This is a genomic window from Providencia heimbachae ATCC 35613 (assembly GCF_001655055.1).
Classification (GTDB): Bacteria; Pseudomonadota; Gammaproteobacteria; order Enterobacterales; family Enterobacteriaceae; genus Providencia; species Providencia heimbachae.
Map to the genome: position 1 here is coordinate 23,061 of NZ_LXEW01000038.1, position 22,589 is coordinate 45,649.

At 40.9% G+C, this 22,589-nt stretch carries 20 protein-coding genes; 16 read left to right on the top strand and 4 right to left on the bottom strand.

The window, feature by feature from the left end:
* Positions 1-48: 48 nt before the first annotated feature.
* Positions 49-1,608 (bottom strand): BCCT family transporter, encoded by a 1,560-nt coding sequence (locus M998_RS13525; RefSeq protein ID WP_197467539.1) that lies wholly within the window; start codon positions 1,606-1,608, stop codon positions 49-51.
* A gap of 291 nt (positions 1,609-1,899) precedes the next feature.
* Between M998_RS13525 and M998_RS13530 the strand changes: the two genes are divergently transcribed.
* Genes M998_RS13530 through M998_RS13540 form a run of 3 tightly spaced genes read left to right on the top strand, consistent with a single transcriptional unit; the run spans position 1,900 to position 5,467 of the window.
* Entirely contained in the window at positions 1,900-3,027 is a 1,128-nt protein-coding gene (locus M998_RS13530; RefSeq protein WP_068439093.1) for an aromatic ring-hydroxylating oxygenase subunit alpha, read from the top strand.
* A gap of 32 nt (positions 3,028-3,059) precedes the next feature.
* Positions 3,060-4,508, top strand: a complete 1,449-nt coding sequence (locus M998_RS13535) for an NAD-dependent succinate-semialdehyde dehydrogenase (RefSeq protein ID WP_068909338.1) — start codon at positions 3,060-3,062, stop codon at positions 4,506-4,508.
* Positions 4,509-4,522: 14 nt separating this feature from the next.
* Complete coding sequence (locus M998_RS13540; protein WP_068909340.1) at positions 4,523-5,467, top strand: PDR/VanB family oxidoreductase; 945 nt, start codon at positions 4,523-4,525, stop codon at positions 5,465-5,467.
* A 37-nt stretch (positions 5,468-5,504) separates the two neighbouring features.
* Here the strand turns inward: M998_RS13540 and M998_RS13545 are convergent, their stop codons facing one another.
* Entirely contained in the window at positions 5,505-6,413 is a 909-nt protein-coding gene (locus M998_RS13545; RefSeq protein ID WP_068909342.1) for a helix-turn-helix domain-containing protein, read from the bottom strand.
* 21 nt (positions 6,414-6,434) lie between these two features.
* Positions 6,435-7,370 (bottom strand): LysR substrate-binding domain-containing protein, encoded by a 936-nt coding sequence (locus M998_RS13550; RefSeq protein WP_068909344.1) that lies wholly within the window; start codon positions 7,368-7,370, stop codon positions 6,435-6,437.
* 109 nt (positions 7,371-7,479) lie between these two features.
* Here M998_RS13550 and M998_RS13555 point away from each other — a divergent pair, with 109 nt between their 5' ends.
* The 12 genes from M998_RS13555 to M998_RS13610 all read left to right on the top strand — a co-directional run bounded on the left by M998_RS13555 (position 7,480) and on the right by M998_RS13610 (position 20,398).
* Positions 7,480-8,544, top strand: a complete 1,065-nt coding sequence (locus M998_RS13555) for a tartrate dehydrogenase (protein ID WP_068909346.1) — start codon at positions 7,480-7,482, stop codon at positions 8,542-8,544.
* A 215-nt stretch (positions 8,545-8,759) separates the two neighbouring features.
* Complete coding sequence (gene prfC / locus M998_RS13560) at positions 8,760-10,349, top strand: peptide chain release factor 3 (protein WP_068439103.1); 1,590 nt, start codon at positions 8,760-8,762, stop codon at positions 10,347-10,349.
* Between the two features lie 207 nt (positions 10,350-10,556).
* Positions 10,557-10,967: a BON domain-containing protein gene (locus tag M998_RS13565; RefSeq protein ID WP_068439106.1), complete on the top strand. Its 411-nt coding sequence runs from the start codon at positions 10,557-10,559 to the stop codon at positions 10,965-10,967.
* A 179-nt stretch (positions 10,968-11,146) separates the two neighbouring features.
* Positions 11,147-12,241: a patatin-like phospholipase family protein gene (locus tag M998_RS13570; protein ID WP_068439108.1), complete on the top strand. Its 1,095-nt coding sequence runs from the start codon at positions 11,147-11,149 to the stop codon at positions 12,239-12,241.
* On the top strand, positions 12,231-13,037 hold the full coding sequence (locus M998_RS13575; RefSeq protein ID WP_068909348.1) for a TatD family hydrolase: 807 nt from the start codon (positions 12,231-12,233) through the stop codon (positions 13,035-13,037). Before M998_RS13570 ends, M998_RS13575 begins: the two co-directional genes overlap by 11 nt.
* A 286-nt stretch (positions 13,038-13,323) precedes the next feature.
* Complete coding sequence (locus M998_RS13580) at positions 13,324-14,607, top strand: NupC/NupG family nucleoside CNT transporter (protein WP_175403169.1); 1,284 nt, start codon at positions 13,324-13,326, stop codon at positions 14,605-14,607.
* A gap of 532 nt (positions 14,608-15,139) precedes the next feature.
* Positions 15,140-15,919 (top strand): deoxyribose-phosphate aldolase, encoded by a 780-nt coding sequence (gene deoC, locus M998_RS13585; protein ID WP_068439113.1) that lies wholly within the window; start codon positions 15,140-15,142, stop codon positions 15,917-15,919.
* Positions 15,920-16,125: 206 nt separating this feature from the next.
* A complete protein-coding gene (deoA, locus tag M998_RS13590) occupies positions 16,126-17,448 on the top strand; it encodes a thymidine phosphorylase (protein WP_068909349.1) in 1,323 nt (440 codons plus the stop codon).
* A gap of 53 nt (positions 17,449-17,501) precedes the next feature.
* Positions 17,502-18,725, top strand: coding sequence for a phosphopentomutase (deoB, locus tag M998_RS13595; RefSeq protein ID WP_068439117.1), 1,224 nt, complete (start codon positions 17,502-17,504; stop codon positions 18,723-18,725).
* 84 nt (positions 18,726-18,809) lie between these two features.
* Entirely contained in the window at positions 18,810-19,526 is a 717-nt protein-coding gene (gene deoD / locus M998_RS13600) for a purine-nucleoside phosphorylase (RefSeq protein ID WP_068439119.1), read from the top strand.
* A gap of 198 nt (positions 19,527-19,724) precedes the next feature.
* Positions 19,725-20,030: a type II toxin-antitoxin system HigB family toxin gene (locus tag M998_RS13605; protein ID WP_068909352.1), complete on the top strand. Its 306-nt coding sequence runs from the start codon at positions 19,725-19,727 to the stop codon at positions 20,028-20,030.
* 2 nt (positions 20,031-20,032) lie between these two features.
* On the top strand, positions 20,033-20,398 hold the full coding sequence (locus M998_RS13610) for a helix-turn-helix domain-containing protein (RefSeq protein ID WP_068439656.1): 366 nt from the start codon (positions 20,033-20,035) through the stop codon (positions 20,396-20,398).
* A gap of 50 nt (positions 20,399-20,448) precedes the next feature.
* Here M998_RS13610 and M998_RS13615 read toward each other — a convergent pair whose 3' ends face one another.
* Positions 20,449-20,946 (bottom strand): GNAT family N-acetyltransferase, encoded by a 498-nt coding sequence (locus tag M998_RS13615; RefSeq protein ID WP_068909354.1) that lies wholly within the window; start codon positions 20,944-20,946, stop codon positions 20,449-20,451.
* A 207-nt stretch (positions 20,947-21,153) separates the two neighbouring features.
* Here M998_RS13615 and M998_RS13620 point away from each other — a divergent pair, with 207 nt between their 5' ends.
* The gene (locus M998_RS13620) at positions 21,154-22,530 is read left to right on the top strand and encodes a hypothetical protein (protein ID WP_068909355.1); all 1,377 of its coding nucleotides are present in this window, start codon (positions 21,154-21,156) and stop codon (positions 22,528-22,530) included.
* Positions 22,531-22,589: the final 59 nt, after the last annotated feature.

Sequence of the window (22,589 nt, forward strand, 5' to 3'; positions counted from 1 at the left end):
GCTGCGTATTGACATAGTCTCGTGGTTTTTATCGATGATTCCGTTTTATTATGGCTTCTCTATTTCTGGAATAATTGATTTATTCACTAATCCTACGTTTTCACTTTGTTTTTTCACTGCTGCCTGTGCATTGATTTCGTCATTGAGCCCTTTATATGTGGAGTAGCACATTATTAACATCATCATGGATAATGGAACAGCCATCGCAACAAGTGCCGACTGTAAACCAGATAACCCACCGGTCATGATAAGTACAATAGCGATCGCAGCAATAATGACACCCCAGATCGTTTTGGTTACGTGAGAGGGATTCGGATTACCATTTTCACTGACCATGCCTAATACGAAAACTGCTGAGTTAGCGGATGTGATAAAGAAAATCAAAACTAACACGATAGCTAACACACTAATAAAAGTGGATGCAGGGAAATAGTCTAAAAACTTAAACAGTGCGGAAGTGACATCTGTTTTTACTGCATCGGCAAGTGCTGTTTGGCCTAAATTTTGAATCAAGTGAATGGCAGAGCCTCCCATGACGGCAAACCAAGCAAATGCACTTAATACAGGGATAAATATTGCACCAATCATAAACTCTTTAATCGTTCTTCCTTTAGAGATCCTCGCGACAAAGCTTCCCACTAATGGTGCCCAAGCAATCCACCAGCCAAAATAAAATAGTGTCCAATTTGCAATCCAAGTACCGTCGTTATAAGGCTCGGTACGAAATGACATACTGACGAAATTTTGCACATAATCGCCAACGCCTTGAAACAATACTTTCAGAATGGTTTGTGTTGGACCCGATATAAAGATAAATGCCATCAATGCTAGCGCGAGAATGATATTTAAATTTGATAAGTGCTTAATAGCACCTTGCAAGCCTGAAATCGTAGACATGATATACACAACTGTAACTATGGCGATGATCCCTATTTGCACATAGATGCTAATGGGTAATCCCCACAGATAATTCATCCCACTGTTAACTTGTAGTGTTCCAAACCCGAGAGAGGTAGCGATCCCGATCACCACGGATAAGATCACTAATACATTGATCCATTTGCCAATTGGCCCATAGATGCGATCGCCAATTAGGGGATAAAAAACTGAGCTGAGTGAGGATGGTAATTTCTTTCTAAATTGAAAATAACCAAGAGAGACTCCTACTAAGGCGTAACATGCCCAAGCGGATACACCCCAGTGCAGATAAACATATTGCATTGCGGTTTTAGCCGATTGTTCGGTTAAACCTGTACCTACGGGTGGGCTAATATAGTAAGAAACCGGTTCAGCGACACCCCAAAACATCAAACTTATGCCTATTGATGCGCTAAACAACATACCGACCCAAGTGACAGTGCTGTACTCCGGCTTATCGTCATCATCACCAAGGCGAATATGCCCAAATTTTGAAAAGCCAAGATACATGCAAAAGCTAAAGAAAATAAAAACGGCACCAAGTATAAACCAGCCTAAGTTGTTATAGATAAAACTGAGGGATGAGTGGGAAAAAGCCTCAAGTTTGTCTGGTATAAATGCACCAACACTGATTAGCGCTAAGCTAAAGGCTAGCGACACGTAAAAAACAAATTTTTTATTATTCATCATACCTCTTCTCCAGTTGCTCACTTATTTATTATGTCTTTTGATGAGAGTTGGCTTGCAGGGAATGCTACTTTCAGTTTACAAAGAATAGCCATGCAAAGATTAGGTGGTCAACAAATAATTAACCATTAATTAACAGTATCCTTTTTGTTTTTCATATTATCATATTGATTTTTTTGATTAATTTAATTAAGTGAAAATAATTTTTCATATTTAGTTTGATCATTAATGCGATCTCCGTTAACATTCGAATAAATCATGTTAACTATAAGTTTACAAAAAGAGAGGGCAATTATGAGCAATGCAGCTAAAGTCATTTCGATTAATGATCACCTTGATATTGATAATGCCTGGACAATCCCTGCACGTTATTACACTTCCGATGATGTTTTCGAATTTGAAAAAGAAAATATATTTGCTAATTCATGGGTATGTGTTGCGCATATCAGTGAAGTTAAAGAAAAAAATGCGTATATCACTCGTGAATTGATTGGTGAAAGCCTAGTTATTGTTAGGGGGCGTGATGATGTACTGCGTGGTTTTTATAACGTTTGTCCTCATCGAGGTCATCAACTGATTAGTGGTGATAGCGGGAAAGTGAAAAATGTGATCACTTGCCCTTATCACGCTTGGGCTTTCAAGTTAGATGGTCAGTTGGCTCATGCAACTAACTGTGAAAATGTTGATAATTTTGAATCTGATGCGATGTCATTGAGTCAATTTCATGTCATTGAACATGCGGGTTTTATTTATGTAAACATGACTGTGGGTGAACCTAAACCGATAGAAGAGCAACTGCCTGGATTAGCGCAAAAAATGGAAGAGGCTTGTGCTGTTATCAGTGATTTAAAGCTTGCTGCGCGTTTTGTAAGCCACACTCCAGCAAATTGGAAAACTATCGTTGATAACTATATCGAATGTTATCACTGTCCAACTAACCACGTTAGTTTCGCAAGCTCTGTTGATGTGAATGTTTATGAACATCAACTGCGAGATAATTGGACGGTTCAAATAGGGAAAGCTAAGCCTTCTGAGTCATCTTATCAATTTGATGAGTCTGTTCTCGACCCGCGATTTTTTGGATTTTGGATTTGGCCAAGCACCATGTTTAACATGCCGCCAGGGGGGGACTTTATGACGGTTATTTATGAGTTCCCAGTCAATGCAGGGGAGACTTTGCAGCATTACGACATCTATTTTTTAAACGAAGAGTTGACGGAATATCAAAAGGAGCTTGTTGAATGGTATCGAACCGTCTTCCGCCCAGAGGATTTACGCTTAGTTGAAAGCGTACAAAAAGGGTTGAAGTCCCGTGGCTACCGTGGACAAGGGCGGATTATGGCAGATAGACAACGAAGTGGGATCAGTGAACATGGGGTTGCACATTTTCATCAATTATTGGCAGGAGCACACACGAAATAGTGGTGCTAATGAACAGTAGGAGGCATCACCCAATGAAATTGCTAACAAATTCCGCATTATTTCGTCAGTCATGTTATATCAATGGGTTATGGGTTGATTCAGCTAAAAAAATAGCAGTGACCAACCCTGTGGATCAAACTGTGCTGGGTAATATTCCCAGCCTGAATATCACCCAAGTGGATGAAGCGATTGAACAAGCGCACCTCGCAATGGCGGGTTGGCAGCAACAGACAGCTAAATCTCGCGCAATTATTTTACGCCGCTGGTTTGAATTGATTGAAGCTAATGTGGATGATTTAGGTCGCTTGATGACCCTTGAACAGGGCAAACCATTACATGAAGCCAAAGGTGAAATTCGCTATGCAGCTTCCTTTATTGAATGGTTTGCAGAAGAAGGTAAGCGGGTATATGGCGAAACGATCCCACAAACAGTGGGGAGTAATCGGCTTTCAACAATCAAACAGCCGATCGGGGTATGTAGCGCGATTACCCCTTGGAATTTTCCGGCAGCGATGATCACTCGCAAAGCGGCTCCTGCGCTGGCTGCAGGTTGTAGCATTATCATAAAGCCTGCAACGGAAACACCTTTTACTGCACTTGCTTTGGCGCAGTTAGCAGATGAAGCCGGTATTCCAGCCGGTATATTTAACGTCATCACCGGGGATTCAACGCTATTAGGGGAAAGGCTGACAAAACATGCGCTGATCAGTAAGTTTTCATTTACAGGGTCAACGCAAGTCGGGCGAATACTTTCTGAGCAATGCGCATCGACAATCAAGAAAACATCCTTAGAGCTTGGCGGTAATGCGCCTTTTATTGTATTTGCTGATGCGGATATGGATAAAGCGGTCAACAGTGCGGTACAAGCCAAGTTTCGCAATGGTGGGCAAACCTGTGTATGCGTGAATCGCTTCTATATACATGATGCTATTTTTGATGAATTTCAGACTAAGTTCACTGCGGAAGTCGCAAAGCTCAAAGTCGGTAATGGCCTCGATGTTGAAACGGATATTGGCCCAATGATTACTTCAAAAGCAATTGATTCTATGAACAAATTGCTGGTGGATGCATTAAGCAAAGGCGCAAGAAGGATCATGCTTGGTAATGAAATCGAAGAGCACGATCACTTTATCAACCCCAAAGTTTTGGTCGATGTTGATGATTCGATGGATATTGTTCATGAAGAGATTTTTGGCCCAATTGCTACGCTGATCCGTTTTAAAGATGAGAACGAGGTTATTCAACGTGCAAATAATACTATTTATGGCCTAGCGGCTTACTTTTTCACTCAAGATGTTAACCGTGTTTATCGGGTAGCGGAAAAATTACAAAGCGGTATGGTCGGCATCAATACCGGAATGATCTCAAATGAAGTTGCCCCATTTGGTGGTGTAAAGCAGTCGGGTTTAGGGAAAGAAGGGTCGCATTATGGAATTGATGATTATTTGAGTGTTAAGTATCTGTGCCTTGACCTTGGATAAAATGAGGAGCCGCGATGAGCCAAGCAAAAATTGCAGTAAGTGTTAGCCGAATCGAACAAGTTAGCCCAACAGTTAAGATGTTTGAATTTGTGGCACAAGATGGCACTTTTACGCCTTTTAGTGCTGGAAGTCATGTTACGGTTCATATGGATGGGCTGCAACGTGCTTATTCATTGATGAGCGATCCGCAGCAATGTGGTAGTTATTGTATCTCTGTTTTGCATGATGAAAATTCGAAAGGTGGATCTTCTTTTATGCATCAACAGATTGCGCAGGGGGATCGCCTTTATTTATCACCGGCCCAAAACTTTTTTTCATTAGAAAAAGAGACTCAGGGTAGGCAGATTTTGATTGCAGGAGGGATAGGGATCACTCCATTCTTGTCTTATCTCTACGAATTAGAAAATGCTGAAATGGATTTTGAATTGCATTATTGTTTTCGCGACCAAGCAACGGCGGCATTTGTGGAGCAATTACAAGCGCGAGTTGGCTCACGTTTACATTTATATGATAGAGCCAAAGGCCAACGAATGGCGGTTGAGCAACTGATTAAATCGCAGCCTACTGATAGCCATGTGTATGTTTGTGGTCCGCAAAGCTTAATCAATGATGTGATAGAACATGGAAGCCAACACCTTGGTGAGTTACACGTTCATTTTGAAAACTTTGGGGAAATTGCCAGTGAAGGTGATTCATTTGAAGTTTATTTTCAACGTTCAGGGTTTAGTTTGGAAGTCGGTGAAGATATCTCTATTTTGCAGGCAATCGAAGCAGATAAGCGGATAAATGTTGAATGTTTATGCCGTAATGGTGTTTGCGGAACCTGTGAAACTGCGATATTGGAAGGGGAAGCAGAGCATCGGGATCATTACCTTGATGACGATGAAAAAGCACAGCAAAAAACCATGATGCTGTGTGTTTCTCGGGCGAAAAGTAAGCGTTTAGTTTTGGATCTCTAATTCGTTTCCCCATCAAGAGCCATGATGGGGGAATAGGTTAATTTTTGAGCTCAAACATTAAGAATGGCTGCTTTTCATCATTGAAATAATGATAAGCAGTAATTTGTCTTCCTTGGAACAAAATTTGTCCTCGTCCTGTTTGCGCCACTTCTTCCAGCCAAGGTTTGTGGTTAATGGCAAGCTGGTAAAGGAGGCGTTGTAATTCAAGGTAGTCAATGTCAGATGATTGATTTTTTAAGTTACTCGCTAGAATTTCACCGGCTTTATCGGTAAAAGCGACCAGATGGTTAAAATGGGCAAGCAGTACATCAAAATAACATTTTATCTTGCGTAAATTAAGCTCGTTATTTTTACGCTCGGTATTATCTAAGCTGATCCCAACCAGTTTTGTTACCTTACCATTAGGGCCTTTTACTCCCGTCGCTCTTGAGGTTATCCAGCGGTATTCACCTTCCCAGTTAATCTTAAAATCCATTTCATGGGCACCACCTTCACGAATGATCTTAGAGTAACCATTAACTAATTTTTCTTTTGATTCTTGGTTCATTAACGCCCAAAAATCTTCGTTAGTGGTGATTTTAATACCATAAACAGCTTCAACGTTATCGGAATAATTTAGAGAGCCGGTGAGTAAATCCCACTCCCAAGTGACAATTTCAGCGGATTCTTGCAGGTGAACTTCATTAATATTGCGCATGATGCCTGAATGAGAAACAGTGACTTGGTTATTGGTGTATTCGCCATATTTTAACCAAATTTTGTCAACATCCAACAAGGTGGCTAGCTTGTCGAGATTATCTTCATCAATCATACCGCCCTTGGTCCATTTGTTGACCGCCGTTCGCGATACACCAAGGATTTCGGCGGCTTTTAATTGACTCAATTTTTTCTGCTTTAATAGCTTAAGCAAGCGTTCTTTGAAGGTTTCAGCTTCTGTTTCCGTCATCAATGCATATCCACCTTTTACTTATTGACCCAAAGATTTATCCAAAAAATCATGCTGTAAATGTTTCGCGAGGTATTTCTCAAGGTTTTCAATGAAAACTCTAAGATTAGCACGACTTCGGATACTTCTCGAATAAACTGCATACACATCAGCAGCCTGCTGCCATTGGGGTAAAACACGAACGAGTTGACCGGATTTTAGTTCTGGCAGTACGCTCCACACTGAGCGCAATAAAATACCTTCCCCACTGACACACCATTGCTTTGCCACTTCACCGTTATTCACCATTAATTTGCTGTTTGGCGAAACACTTATGGATTCTTGCTGATGCTGAAGTTTCCAAATTGCGGGGGCTTGGTTGCGCTCTTTGATGGCAATGCAGAAATGTTTATTTTCAAGTTCGAGTGGGTGTTTTGGGTAACCCTGTTGTGCTAAATAAGCCGGTGATGCACAAAGGATTCGAATATTTTGACCAATTCGCCTTGCAATAAATTGGTCTGAAATAGTCCCGCCAATACAAATATCGACATCAATATCTTCATTAATGATATCGACAGATTTGTCTGTTAGCGTTAGGTCGATGCCAAGTAATGGGTAATCGCTGTGTAAAGCGAGAATAAAAGGGTTGATATAAGCGCTACCAAATCCTGTACTACAGCTAATTCTTAGGTCACCACGGATCTCTTCTCGGCAGGCTTTGAGTTCCCCCTGCATGTGTTCAATTTCACCCAATAACACTTCGCTACTGCGTAGGACAATTTGCCCTTCATGGGTAAGTTTAATTGACCTTGCGGTACGAAAAAAAAGGGGTTGTCCTAAGTTTTCTTCAAGTAATTTAATCCGTTTGGATACATAAGCAGGCGAGACCCGTAATTGCTCAGCCGCCTGCGAAAAACTCATCAGGCGGGCAACGGTGACGAATACACGGATATCCTCTAGGGCGGGTAGCTTGTTCATAGTTTGTAAACCTAAGGATTACAGTTCATGCCTATACTTTATCACAGCAAGCCATAAACTGGAGAACATACATGATTAATTTATCCCACTGTTGTAAGAGGCTTTTATTATGTCACAGTTCAATATAGCGGTTATTCCTGGCGATGGTATTGGTACAGAAGTTATTCCTGAAGGGCTCAAAGTTTTAGAGGCCGCAGCGAGCAAACATAATGTAAAGCTTAACTTTACGCATTTTGATTGGTCTTGTGAGACTTATCATCGTACTGGGCGAATGATGCCTGAAGATGGTTTAGAACAACTCAAAAAATTTGATGCCATTTTTCTTGGTGCTGTAGGCTTTCCGGGGGTACCTGACCACATTTCATTATGGGGACTCTTACTGCCAATTCGCCGTGCATTTAACCAATATGTGAATCTACGTCCTGTACGCTTATTTGACGGAATCAAATCCCCACTTGCGGATAAAAAACCGGGCGATATCGATTTTTACGTGGTACGTGAAAACGTGGAAGGGGAATATTCCGCTATTGGTGGCATTCAGTATGAAGGCACTGAAGATGAAATGGTTTGCCAGCAAAGTATTTTTACCCGTAAAGGAACTGACCGTATTTTAAAATATGCCTTTGAACTCGCGCAAACGAGAGAGAAAAAACACCTTAGCTCTGCAACAAAATCAAATGGCTTATTTCATTCGATGCCTTATTGGGATAGTCGTGTGGCTGAAATGGCCAAGCAATATCCTGAGATTAAAGTTGATCAATTCCATATTGATATCTTTGCGGCAAACTTGGTCAGAATGCCAGAATTTTATGATGTGATTGTCGGTTCTAATTTATTTGGTGATATTTTGTCTGATTTAGGTCCTGCTTGTACGGGGACTATCGCCATTGCGCCATCAGCAAATATCAATCCCGAAAAACAATTTCCATCGATGTTTGAACCTGTTCATGGTTCAGCACCTGATATTGCAGGACAGAATATTGCCAACCCAATCGGAACAATATGGGCAGCCGCAATGATGATGCAGCACTTAGGCTGCCAACAAATACACGACACCATTATGGTTGCGGTTGAAACGGCGATTAAACAGCGCCGTCATTTAACCCGTGATATGGGGGGGAATGCAAGTACTCAAGCACTTGGTGAAGAGATTTGCCAATTGATTTTATCTTAAGTATTAGCGTCATGAATTAAAAACCAAACTAACTTGAAGTAAAGGGAGTATGTGGCTGTTTTTCGCCGCACTCTCTATGCTTTGATTGTGTATAACCCCAAGATCTGCGAAAATATCCGCCAATTACGATTAACAAGACGGATTTGCTGAGCTAAGAGCCAAGTTGTATCTCTCCCAATGCATGTACAAATCTGTATGACGAAAAGAAAAGTTAAATGACAGATCAGAATTTTCTACATGAAGTTAGCACGCGTAGAACGTTTGCTATCATATCTCACCCCGATGCCGGTAAAACAACTATCACTGAAAAAGTGTTACTGTTCGGGCATGCGATTCAACGCGCGGGAACAGTAAAAGGGCGTGGTTCTAATCAGCATGCTAAATCCGACTGGATGGAAATGGAAAAGCAACGTGGTATCTCAATTACCACATCCGTGATGCAGTTTCCTTATAATGAGTGTCTGATTAACTTACTTGATACCCCCGGACATGAAGACTTCTCCGAGGATACCTACCGTACATTAACGGCGGTTGACTGTTGCTTGATGGTGATTGACTCCGGTAAAGGGGTCGAGGATCGGACTCGCAAATTAATGGAAGTTACCCGTTTACGTGATACACCGATTCTAACTTTCATGAACAAATTGGACCGAGATATTCGTGATCCAATGGAACTGTTAGATGAAGTGGAGAATGAGCTAAAAATTGCGTGTTGCCCAATTACTTGGCCTATCGGTTGCGGTAAGTTATTCAAAGGTGTTTATCATCTTTTACGTGATGAAACCATTTTATACCAAACAGGTCAGGGCCATACTATTCAAGAAGTTCGCATCATTAAAGGGCTGAATAATCCAGATCTTGATGTTGCTATCGGCGATGAGCTCGCAAAACAGCTTCGTGATGAACTAGAACTGGTTCAAGGGGCTTCCCATGAATTCGACCATGAAGCTTTCTTAGAAGGTGAATTGACTCCGGTATTCTTTGGTACGGCATTAGGTAACTTCGGTGTTGACCATATGCTTGATGGCTTAGTCGAATGGGCGCCTGCACCACAGACACGTAAAACAGATGTGCGAGAAGTTAGCGCAACAGAAGAAAAATTTACAGGTTTTGTATTCAAAATTCAGGCGAATATGGATCCTAAACACCGTGACCGCGTGGCTTTTATGCGTATCGTGTCAGGCACCTTTGAAAAAGGGATGAAACTACGTCAAGTCCGCATCAAAAAAGATGTAGTGATTTCAGATGCTTTGACCTTTATGGCGGGTGACCGTTCTCATGTAGAACATGCTTATGCTGGTGATATTATTGGTTTACATAACCACGGTACCATTCAAATAGGTGACACCTTTACCCAAGGTGAAGATCTTAAGTTTACCGGTATCCCTAACTTTGCCCCTGAATTGTTCCGCCGCATTCGCTTGCGTGACCCGCTGAAACAGAAGCAGCTGCTTAAAGGTTTGGTACAATTATCGGAAGAAGGCGCGGTACAAGTTTTCCGCCCTCTCACCAATAATGACTTGATCGTCGGTGCGGTAGGGGTACTTCAGTTCGACGTGGTGGTTGCTCGGTTGAAGAGTGAATATAACGTTGAAGCAATTTATGAAACAGTAAACGTATCAACCGCACGTTGGGTTGAGTGTGATGACGTGAAAAAATTCGAAGAATTTAAGCGAAAAAATGAGCAAAACCTCGCTTTAGATGGTGGCGATAACCTCTCTTATATCGCACCTACCATGGTTAACCTTAATTTGACTAGCGAACGTTATCCTGACGTTAGATTCCGTAAAACCCGCGAACACTAATTGTTCCTTGCCTCAACTTACCCACGACAAAACCTTTGTTTTATCGTGGGTAATCCCATCTTAATCGTCATTATAAGAGCTTATTCCTACTAATAATCGAAATTTATAGGGAATATTCTGGCTTTCATGTTGTTTGTCTTTATTTTTCACGCTTTTTTACTTAGGCTATATTATTGGTTAATTAATAACAGCGAAAGGAAGGTTCCTATGAAAAAAACAACACTATTACGTTCAATCGGAGTAATTGGGTTGAGCTGGGCATTATTCGCTTGTAACTCACCGTCAGATAAAGCGTTAAAAACCCAAGCTTCAGAAACATGGGATAGCGCTTCGAAAACCGTCAGTATTGCAGGTGAAAATACGGGTGATGCTATCTCTAGTGGCGCAAAAAGTACGGACAGATATATCGATGATTCAGCCATTACTGCGGATGTTAAAAGCAAACTGTTATCTACCAGTGGCGTTCCGAGCAACAGTATCTCAGTGAAAACCGTCGATGGTGTTGTATATCTTTCTGGCTTTGTTAAATCGCAAGAGCAAATTAATAAAGCGGTACAAGCAGTCTCTACCATTGAAGGTGTGAAAACAGTTCAAAATGGATTAGGTGTTGCCAATTAACCGCGTATTGCAAATTAATCGCTAAATCATGCCATAATGACTCAAATTGTTGCGTATTTATTGTGCGGTTTCGTTAAAATGGGCTTTCAGTGAAAGCTCATTTTTTATATGGGTTTTAGCTTTCACCGTCAATTTCATTATCATCAGAAAATTAAAGAACCTATTACCAAAGGGTATATATGGGAAAGCACGTATCAGTGACACTGGGCACTATTGAGCCCCTCGCTTTTTTTGATAAAATCAATCCAGGAAAAACAGCGCTTATCTGTGAAGGTGGTGGTCAGCGCGGTATTTTTACAGCGGGTGTGCTGGACGAGTTTCTTATTGCCGGTTTTAATCCTTTTGATTTAATGATTGGCACGTCAGCAGGGGCGCAAAATCTTTCTGCTTATGTCTGTGGCCAAGTGGGCTATGCGCGTCGGGTGATCACGCGTTATACAACTAACCCTTTGTTTTTTAATCCACTGAGATTTATTCGCGGCGGTCATCTTATTGACCTTGATTGGCTCGTCGATTCGATAGCAACAGAATTCCCATTACAAATGGATGTCGGGCTTGAATTGCTCAAATCAGGGCGTGAATTTTATATGGGAGCGAGCCGTAGCGACGATTTTTCTGCTGAATTTTTACAACCCACTGCAGACTCTTGGCTTGATATTATTCGTGCATCCAGTGCGATACCGGGTTTCTACCGTACCGGTGTCGAATTTGAAGGGACCTTGTATCACGATGGTGGCATCAGTGCGGCTATCCCTGTGGAAGAAGCTTATCGTCGTGGGGCTGATACGATTGTGGTTGTCCGTACCGTTCCTTCGCAAATGTATTTTACGCCTGAGTGGGTAAAACGAATGACGCGCTGGTTGGAAGGGGATAATAGTAACTTGCAGCGCATGGCCGCAATGTTAAAAGTTCATCTGAAAAGCTATCGTAAAACACAAGAATTTATTGAAAACCCACCGAAAAACGTGCAGGTATTTGAAATTTACCCGCCGACACCGCTAAGAAGTAGCGCATTGGGAAGCCGTGTATCTTCATTGAATCAGGATTACCATACTGGAAGACGTTGTGGTCGCTACTTTATTGCTGCACTTGGCCACAGCTTTACTCATGATGAAAGCTTCAGTCGTATCATCCAAAAAAATATTGAATTTAATCCGATCGATACGCAAGAGGATATACCGCAACAGGGGGATTTAATTCCTGCCTTGGTGAGAAATACAGTCGACTCAATTGAATCACAAGTAATGCAAGCCAGTGAGCATCATGATGGCTAAGCACTTGTTTATCGATACCCATTGTCACTTTGATTTTCCACCGTTCAGTGACACACTCGATAATAGCTTATATTTAGCCAAGCAAGCTGGCGTGAGGGATATCATCATTCCGGCAGTTAGCGTCGATAATTTTGAACGTATTTGGCAGCTAGCGCATCAAGTTCCGCAATTGTACGCCGCGCTCGGTTTTCACCCATTATATTTGCATGCTTTTGAATATCCACATATTGAAATATTGATAGATTACCTCAAGAAAAAAAGTCATAAATGTGTTGCGATAGGTGAGATTGGCCTTGATCTTTATATGCAAGATCCGCTATTTGAAAGGCAACAAATGGTACTGTCGACACAATTAAAGCTCGCTAAACAATTTGATTTACCGGTGATCTTACATTCACGTAAAAGTCATGATCAACTCGCCGCTATGCTTCGACGTTTTGATGTACCAGCACGAGGTGTTGTTCATGGATTTGCGGGAAGCCTTTCCCAAGCACAGGCATTTATTAAGCTAGGATATTATATTGGCGTAGGAGGTACGATTACGTATGAGCGCGCCAATAAGACGCGTCAAGTCATGGCTGAATTACCCTTAAGCACGCTTTTATTTGAAACAGATGCCCCTGATATGCCGGTATCTGGTTTCCAAGGAGAAGCCAATCGCCCTGAGCGCATCGTATCTATTTTTCGTACATTATGTGAACTACGCCACGAATCACCTGATGAAATAGCCCAGCAGCTTTACAATAATAGCTTGGCGTTATTTAATCTTACCCAGCCAAAAACAATTAATATATAAATAAAATTTATATAACTTCATTTTTTTTTCCAATTTAACCCTTCCTGCTTTTATTGCTTATTTTTATTACTTTAATCGCTTTCCAGATTAAACCGAATGATTATTGTGATATCGATCACAAGGTTTGAATTTTTGTTGTCGATTGCACTTTGTATTTGTGATGAACATTACGAGTTATTGGCAGTGACTAGGTATAATCATCGACCTAAGCGTCAAGGAAACAGATCAGTTTCCTTATACATCAATCTAGAATTAAGTGAACAGGGATACTTCCATGCAACTCATTATGAGTATTGTTGGGATGGCGGTGCTTATTGCAATAGCCGTTTTATTTTCCAGCAATCGTCGAGCAATTAGGCTTCGTACCGTCGGCGGTGCTTTTCTAATACAGCTAATTATTGGCGCATTTGTTCTTTATGTACCTGCTGGGCGCAGCGTGCTGGAAGGGATGTCAAATGGCGTTTCTAAAGTCATTGGCTATGGCCAAGACGGAATGAGTTTCATCTTCGGTGGGCTAGTTTCCGATAAAATGTTCGAACTCTTTGGCAGTGGTGGCTTTGTTTTCGCCCTGCGTGTTTTGCCTATTATCGTCTTTTTCTCTTCATTGATCGCGGTACTTTACTATTTAGGCGTTATGCAATTAGTCATCAAAGTACTTGGTGGCGGTTTGCAAAAATTACTCGGTACATCAAGAACAGAATCCCTGTCAGCGACCGCGAATATTTTCGTTGGACAAACTGAGGCGCCACTTGTTGTACGTCCATACATTGCCACAATGACAACCTCTGAGCTATTTGCCATTATGTGTGGTGGCTTGGCATCGGTTGCTGGCTCTGTATTGGCGGGTTATGCGCAAATGGGTGTGCCAATGGAATACCTTATTGCGGCATCCTTTATGGCAGCACCGGGTGGTCTTCTATTTGCTAAGCTGATGGTTCCAGAAACTGAAGATGCGCAAGATAGAGTCAATGCGATGGATTTAGTGGCTGAAGATGAACGCCCTGCCAATATTATTGATGCTGCGGCATCCGGTGCGGCATCAGGCATGCAACTTGCTTTGAATGTGGGGGCAATGCTATTAGCCTTTATCGCATTGATTGCGTTGGTCAACGGTATTTTAGGGGGGATTGGCGGCTGGTTTGATTATCCGCAACTGTCTCTTGAATTAATCCTCGGGTGGGTATTTGCACCCATTGCTTATTTAATTGGTGTGCCATGGAGCGAAGCGACAATCGCAGGCTCATTTATTGGCCAAAAAGTGGTTGTGAATGAATTCGTTGCTTTCATGAACTTCGGTGAATACATGAAAGCAGATGCAGAAGTCTTGGCTGCGGGTAAACAAGTGTTATCGGATCATACTAAAGCGATTATTTCATTTGCGTTGTGTGGTTTTGCCAACTTATCCTCTGTGGCTATTTTACTTGGTGGTTTAGGCGGAATGGCACCTAATCGCCGTGGTGATGTTGCTCGCCTCGGTATGAAAGCGGTTATGGCAGGCACTCTCTCTAACTTAATGAGTGCAACAATTGCAGGTTTCTTCTTAACGCTCACCGCCATGGCAGTATTTTAATTTTCTATTTTTGCGAAAGGCGGATTGCGCCTTTCGCTTTCATATTTTTAGTAATACCTGTCATACTTCAAGGCGCCTGATTACTGAGTCATATCAATAATCAGGCACCTCAATTTATTTAGGATAAATATTCTTTTTTCTCTCTTATAGGCAATTTCAATTTTTCGACTACGCTTAACGTAGTCAATTAATGATGACGCAGGTAATTAAAAAGCCATTTGAGCGAATAAAACTGAAGATAGATCGGGTATAATTGATAGTTGAATCACACTTTTGATTTTAATAATGTAACGTTCAGTCGATTAATGTGATTTGTAGCACATAAAAAAGCCCTATTCCATGGTCAAATGGATACAAGTAAGTTGCCATGGAACTGCTAGTTCTCAGAGTATCGTACTCTAGGGCATCGTGCGGTGAGAAGGATCTCAGCTGCTGAGTTCGGAATGCGTCCGACAGGCATCTTTAAGGAACAAGCCCGCTCGCCAACAAAGAACATGTCGTTCTGAAAGAATTAACAACGTTGGAGAGTTATATGACTGATTTAAAAGCAGCTGCGCAACGCGCACTGAACTTGATGGATTTAACCACATTAAATGATGATGATACTGATGAAAAAGTTATCGCATTATGCCATCAAGCGAAAAGCCCAGCAGGTAACACTGCGGCTATCTGTATTTACCCTCGTTTTATTCCTATTGCGCGCAAAACTTTGCGTGAACAAGGCACCCCTGACATTCGCATCGCAACAGTGACAAACTTCCCGCACGGAAATGATGATATTGAAATTGCATTAGCGGAAACTAAAGCGGCGATTGCTTATGGTGCGGATGATGTTGACGTCGTATTCCCATACCGAGCACTCATCGCAGGTAATGAAAAAATCGGCTTTGATTTAGTGAAAGCCTGTAAAGAAGCTTGCGCGGCTGAAAATGTATTATTAAAAGTTATTATCGAAACAGGTGAACTAAAAGACCCTGAATTGATCCGCAAAGCGTCAGAAATTTCAATTAAAGCGGGCGCAGATTTTATTAAAACGTCTACAGGTAAAGTGCCTGTAAACGCAACGCTCGAAAGCGCAGAAATCATGATGCAGGTTATTCATGATATGGGCGTAGCGAAAAGTGTTGGTTTCAAACCCGCTGGTGGTGTTCGCACGGCGGAAGAAGCTGCGGAATACTTAGCATTAGCAGGTAGAATTTTAGGTGATAACTGGGCAGATTCTCGCCATTTCCGTTTTGGCGCATCAAGTTTATTAGCGAGCTTATTAAATACGCTCGGCTTTGATGTTAAAAAATCAAGTAGCAGTTATTAGTTAGAACCGTTAATTATAATGGCTAATTACCACAATCGTTGATCGCGAGTTAGCGTCTATACCCAAAATAATTCGAGTTGTAGGTAAGCAATAACCCTGCAACTTGGAATATAACGGGTAGATCCTTTTATTTAGGCTTTGCCTATCTATGATGATGGCCGCGGTATTATTAGCCAATAAATTCTATCTGAATTAAGGAGTATACCGTGTTTTTGGCACAAGAAATTATCCGTAAAAAGCGTGATGGTAAACCGTTAAGTGAAGAAGAAATTCGCTTCTTTATTAATGGCGTGCGTGACAATTCGGTTTCTGAAGGTCAAATCGCTGCATTGGCGATGACTATTTACTTTAATGATATGACAATGCCTGAACGTGTGGCGCTAACACTGGCGATGCGTGATTCTGGAACGGTTCTGAACTGGAAATCATTAAACCTCAATGGCCCGCTAGTTGATAAACACTCAACAGGGGGGGTCGGTGATGTTACCTCATTAATGTTAGGCCCAATGGTGGCGGCATGTGGTGGTTATGTTCCGATGATTTCGGGGCGTGGGCTGGGTCATACTGGCGGTACCTTAGATAAACTCGAAGCGATCCCGGGTTTTGATATTTTCCCTGATGATACCCGTTTTCGCGATATTATCAGCACTGTCGGTGTTGCCATTATTGGTCAGACAAATTCATTAGCACCTGCTGACAAACGTTTTTATGCAACACGCGATATTACAGCAACGGTTGATTCTATCCCTCTTATTACCGCATCAATCTTAGGTAAAAAACTTGCCGAAGGTCTGGATGCATTAGTGATGGACGTAAAAGTGGGTTCCGGTGCATTTATGCCAACCTATGAAAAATCAGAGCAACTTGCAGAGTCTATCGTCCAAGTCGCCAATGGCGCAGGTTGCAAAACCACCGCATTGCTCACTGATATGAATGAAGTCCTTGCATCAAGCGCAGGTAATGCGGTTGAAGTGCGTGAAGCCGTACAATTCCTAACCGGTGAATACCGTAATCCACGTTTGTACGAAGTCACGATGGCGCTGTGCGTTGAGATGTTAGTTTCAGGCACGCTGGCAACTGACAGAGCAGATGCGCGTAAAAAATTACAAGCGGTATTGGATAACGGTAAAGCTGCGGAAGTCTTTGGTCGTATGGTTGCGGCACAAAAAGGTCCAGCAGACTTCGTTGAAAATTATGATAAGTACCTGCCAACAGCAGTATTAAGTAAAGCAGTTTACGCACCGAAAGACGGTATTATTACGCAAATGGATACTCGCGCACTGGGTATGTCCGTAGTGACATTAGGTGGCGGTCGTCGTAAAGCCACTGATCCTATCGATTATAGCGTTGGTTTGAGTGACATTGCGGCATTAGGCAGCAAAGTTGATACTAAAACCCCATTGGCGATGATCCATGCAAATAGTGAAAAAGCCTGGGAAGAAGCGGCGAAAGAAGTTCGCGATGCTATGATTATTGGTGATAAGGCTGTTGAGAGTACACCGATGGTGTATCGTCAAATTAGTGAATAAATAAGATAGATTTTAGCCGTGTGTTAATTTAAACATACCGCAGGAGAATAAATATGAAACGCACATTTATTATGGTTTTAGATTCCTTTGGGATCGGTGCTGCACATGATGCACACAAATTCGGCGATGAAGGTTCAAATACACTCGGTCACATTGCCGATGCATGTGCTCGCGGTGAAGCCGATATTGGTCGTAAAGGTCCACTGAATCTGCCGAATCTAACAAAATTAGGTTTAGGTAAAGCAGGGGAAGAATCAAGCGGTTCATTCCCTGCGGGTCTTGATCCAAATGCAGAAATTATTGGCGCGTACGGTTATGCGAGTGAAATTTCTTCGGGTAAAGATACGCCATCAGGTCACTGGGAAATCGCAGGTGTTCCGGTGCTTTTTGATTGGGGTTATTTTTCTGATGAGGAAAATAGTTTCCCACAAGCATTACTCGATACACTCGTAGAGAAAGCTAATTTGCCTGGTTATCTGGGGAACTGCCACTCATCGGGTACGGTGATCTTGGATCAATTGGGTGAAGAGCACATGAAAACGGGCAAACCGATTTTCTATACTTCTGCTGACTCCGTATTCCAGATTGCGTGTCATGAAGAGACTTATGGCTTAGATAAACTGTATGAGCTGTGTGAAATTGCTCGTGAAGAATTAACCAAAGGTGGCTATAACATTGGTCGTGTTATTGCACGTCCATTTGTGGGTGACAAAGCGGGTAATTTTGAGCGTACGGGTAACCGCCATGACTTAGCGGTTGAGCCACCAGCACCAACAGTATTAAAAAAATTAGTGGAAGAAAAACAAGGTGAGGTTGTTTCTATCGGTAAAATTGCTGATATTTATGCCCACGTTGGTATCACTAAAAAAATCAAAGCAACCGGTATTGATGCACTGTTCGATGCAACCGTTGAAGAAATGAAACTGGCGGGTGATAACACTATTGTGTTCACCAACTTTGTTGATTTCGATTCATCTTACGGCCACCGTCGTGATGTTGCAGGTTATGCTGCCGCATTAGAACTATTTGACCGTCGCTTACCTGAACTGATGAAACTGGTAAAAGAAGACGATATCTTAATTCTGACCGCCGACCACGGTTGTGACCCAACTTGGCCGGGTACAGACCATACTCGTGAGCATATCCCTGTTCTGGTTTATGGACCAAAAGTTAAACCGGGTTCTTTAGGACATCGTGAAACATTTGCGGATATCGGCCAGACAGTCGCGAAATACTTTGATTTGTCGCCAATGGATTACGGTAAGCCGATGCTCTAAGCGGTACCGCGTTAATTATTTAAAATAAGGTGGAGATCCCACCTTATTTATTTTCATTAATTTTATTATTTGAAGGGAATAACAATGGCAACTCCACATATTAATGCAGAAATGGGTGATTTCGCGGATGTCGTCTTGATGCCAGGTGACCCACTGCGTGCTAAATACATCGCAGAAACTTTCCTGCAAGATGTTCGTCAAGTGAATAACGTTCGTGGCATGCTAGGTTTTACCGGAACTTATAAAGGCCGTAAGATCTCAGTGATGGGTCACGGTATGGGTATTCCTTCTTGCTCTATCTATGCCAAAGAACTGATCACTGATTTCGGTGTAAAAGTGATTATCCGTGTAGGTTCATGCGGCGCAGTGATGGATGATGTTAAACTGCGTGATGTTGTTATTGGTATGGGTGCATGTACTGATTCCCGTGTTAACCGCCAACGTTTTAAAGAAAATGATTTCGCTGCAATTGCCGATTATGAGTTAGTGCATAATGCCGTTGAAGCTGCAAAAGCAAAAAATGTAAATGTTCGTGTGGGTAACCTATTCTCAGCAGACCTATTCTATTCGCCAGATCCAGACATGTTCAAAGTGATGGAGAAATACGGCATTCTTGGTGTTGAAATGGAAGCCGCAGGTATCTATGGTGTTGCCGCAGAGTTTGGTGCACGTGCACTGACCATCTGTACTGTTTCTGATCATATCAAAACAGGCGAGCAAACTACCGCAGATGAGCGCCAAACGACCTTTAACGAAATGATTGAAATCGCACTGGATTCTGTTCTGTTAGGCGATAAATAATCTTTTTGCTATATACCAAAATAATTTGAGTTGTAGGTCATCAGTAACACAGCAATTTAAAGTATTACCGGTATAGTGATTTATTGATGCCACGTCGATGATGTGGCATTTTTTATGGTTAAAAAATGTTGATTGTACTAAGTCCCAAAATGGGATCGATTTCTTGACGCAGTCCCAAAGTGGGACTATTCTGTCCAAATGAAAATTATATCCATAAAGACGCTGAAAGATTTTTGGGGACGATACCCAGAGTCAGAACAACCGTTGAAGGCTTGGTTAGATGAAACCATTAAGGCAACATGGAAAACACCTTCAGAGATAAAAGGAATGTACCGAAGCACGAGCATATTGAAAAATAAGCGCGTGGTATTCAATATAAAAGGAAATAATTACCGGTTAATTGTCGCTATTGCATATCAGCGTGGATGGATATTTGTTAAGTTCATTGGTACTCATGAACAATATGATAAAATTGACGCAGAAACGGTGGAGTTAGAGTCATGATTATGAAAATTAAACCCATCAGAACAGAGCAAGACTATAAAGCTGCCTTACGAGCAGTTTCTCCAATGTTTGATAATGAGCCCGCGATGAATAGCCCTGAAGGGGACTACTTTGAAGTCATGTGTTTATTAATAGAAGAATATGAGAAAAGGCACTACCCTATCGAAGCACCTGATCCAATTGAAGCGATTAAATTTCGCATGGAACAACAAGGCTTAACCGTCAAGGACCTAGAGAGTGCAATTGGTAAAGCTAATCGAGTATATGAAGTATTGAATGGAAAGCGTAATTTAACACTGCCTATGATCCGTCGTTTACATGGGCAATTTGGCATTCCATTACGTAGTTTAGTGGGTGTCTCGCGTTAATAAATAATAAAAGTGGATCAAGTACCACATAATGAATGTGGTACTGCTATTCATTTTTTATTAATTCGGCTCATCATAACGGCATCAACATATTTCCCGTCACGAAAAGCGTAATCACGCATTCTTCCTTCAAGTTCAAAGCCAAACTTTTCATATAGTCCAACACCACTGCCATTATCGGCAAAAACTTCCAATTCAATACGATGGATATTGAGCCAATTATCGCAATAATCCACCATTACTTGCATTAGCTTCGTGCCAATTCCTTTACCTTGATGAGATTCGCTTACGGTGATACCAAACGTCGCGACATGTTTGCGCCTCACTTGCTCTGCTTGGCTAATCACTAAAAGCCCAACCACGACATTATCAATAGTCGCAACAAATTGGGTGACGAGTGGATTGTCTGTGCTGAGCCTTGCTTCCCATGTTTTTGTGGTTGGGTAGGGCAGTTGGAGTGTATTCGCATAGGTTGAATAATCTGCATGCATCTTAGTGATAGTGGGGATATCTTCTATTGTTGCTCTACGTATCGTCAGGTTACTCATAATATATATCTTCATGATTAGATTAAAAATATATTGTTCACATTAAATTCACTCTGTGTCAATGAAATCAATTAACTCATTATGTGGTTAAATGTGAGTGTGATGTTGATTTAGATAAGCAAGCCAGTATCGATATATAATATCGATACTGGCTTTTCCGATATATTATCCTAAGGTGTTTTTTATTTTAAATAAAGGAAGTATATTATGCCTAGTTCAATTAGTTATAAAGTCTATACAGATATTCCTAGTACGATTAAAAATAAGAGTAAAGTTTTTTTTAATAAATCTGCTAATAAATTTAGGAAAGGAATAACAAAAATAAAGCAATTTGATGCGCTAAAAAAATCTGAGCTTTCTAACATTAGTGGGAGTAAGCCGAAAATAAAGGGAGATACCCTCGCTGCCAGTGAAAAGTTAAGTTCTAGTTTGTCTGATTCCATTACAAAAGTAAATGTAGAAAATATAATATCAAATAAGATAGCTGATGTGAAATTATCAACCTTCAATAAGATAAGCTCTGAACATACAATAAGAGATATTATTGAATTAAAAAAAGGAAATTTTGATGTTTCGGTAAAAACATTAAATAAAATCAGTGATAAACTACAAGGTATGAAACAACACCTTTCTTTAGATGATTTTGAATTGGAATTAAAATCTTTAATAGAAATTTTAGCAAAGCGTAAGTTAGCGGATAAAGTTCATCAAAAAATAGAGGCGGTTTGTTCTCAGTATTTAACGAAATTAGACAAACCAATAGAAAATAAAGTAAAAGAAGAAAAATCAGAGGGTATTTCAAAAGAATTGAGTTTACTTGTTAAAATAGCGGTCAAGCCGAATCCACAAACGATCCCTTCAATGATGGAGAGTATCAATTTCCCGGAACGTGTGGAAAGCTATTTTTATAATATATTGAAAATTAATCATATTAAAAAAGAATCGTTGAATAGCCTTTCAAAAGAGATTGATAATATTAAAAATGAGCTTACATCGGATGATTTTGGTCTAAAGCTTTATGATTTATGCCATGTTATTTCTGATCTTAAATATAAATCAGTGACGAATGAATTTATTGTTAACTATTTGAATGGAATGGGTGATTCACAACAATTGAATCAAAATGACATGATTGATGTTATTGAAAATAATTTATCTGCGATTAAGCAGCCTCCCGTTAAGCTGATGGGAAATGTTAATATATTTGAAGATGTCAATGAGTTAATAAATGAAATTAATAATAAAAAGGAGATGTCAGATACTCAGTTATATCAACTTGATGCAAAAATTAATACGTTGAAAGAGAAGGAAATAGCTGAAAGTTTCATCCTTAAGATGCAAGCATTATGGGGAAGGATAGTAGACACTGCACCCAATGATATAATTGAAAAGATGAGCCTTATATTCGCTAAATATATAAATGTAAATGTAAAAGTAGAAGATTTTTCTAATATTGAATATAAAAATAAAAAACCAGAAAAGCTAAGTAAGCGTATATTGAAAGGAATCGAGTGGGCAGTATTTGTTTTAGCGAAAAAGGTGAAAAATATGCGTTCTAATATTTCTCACTTTTTTCAGCGCTAAAGTATGAGGTTTATTAAATAAGTCATAAGCCAACAGACTGAAAAATATCAGTCTATTGG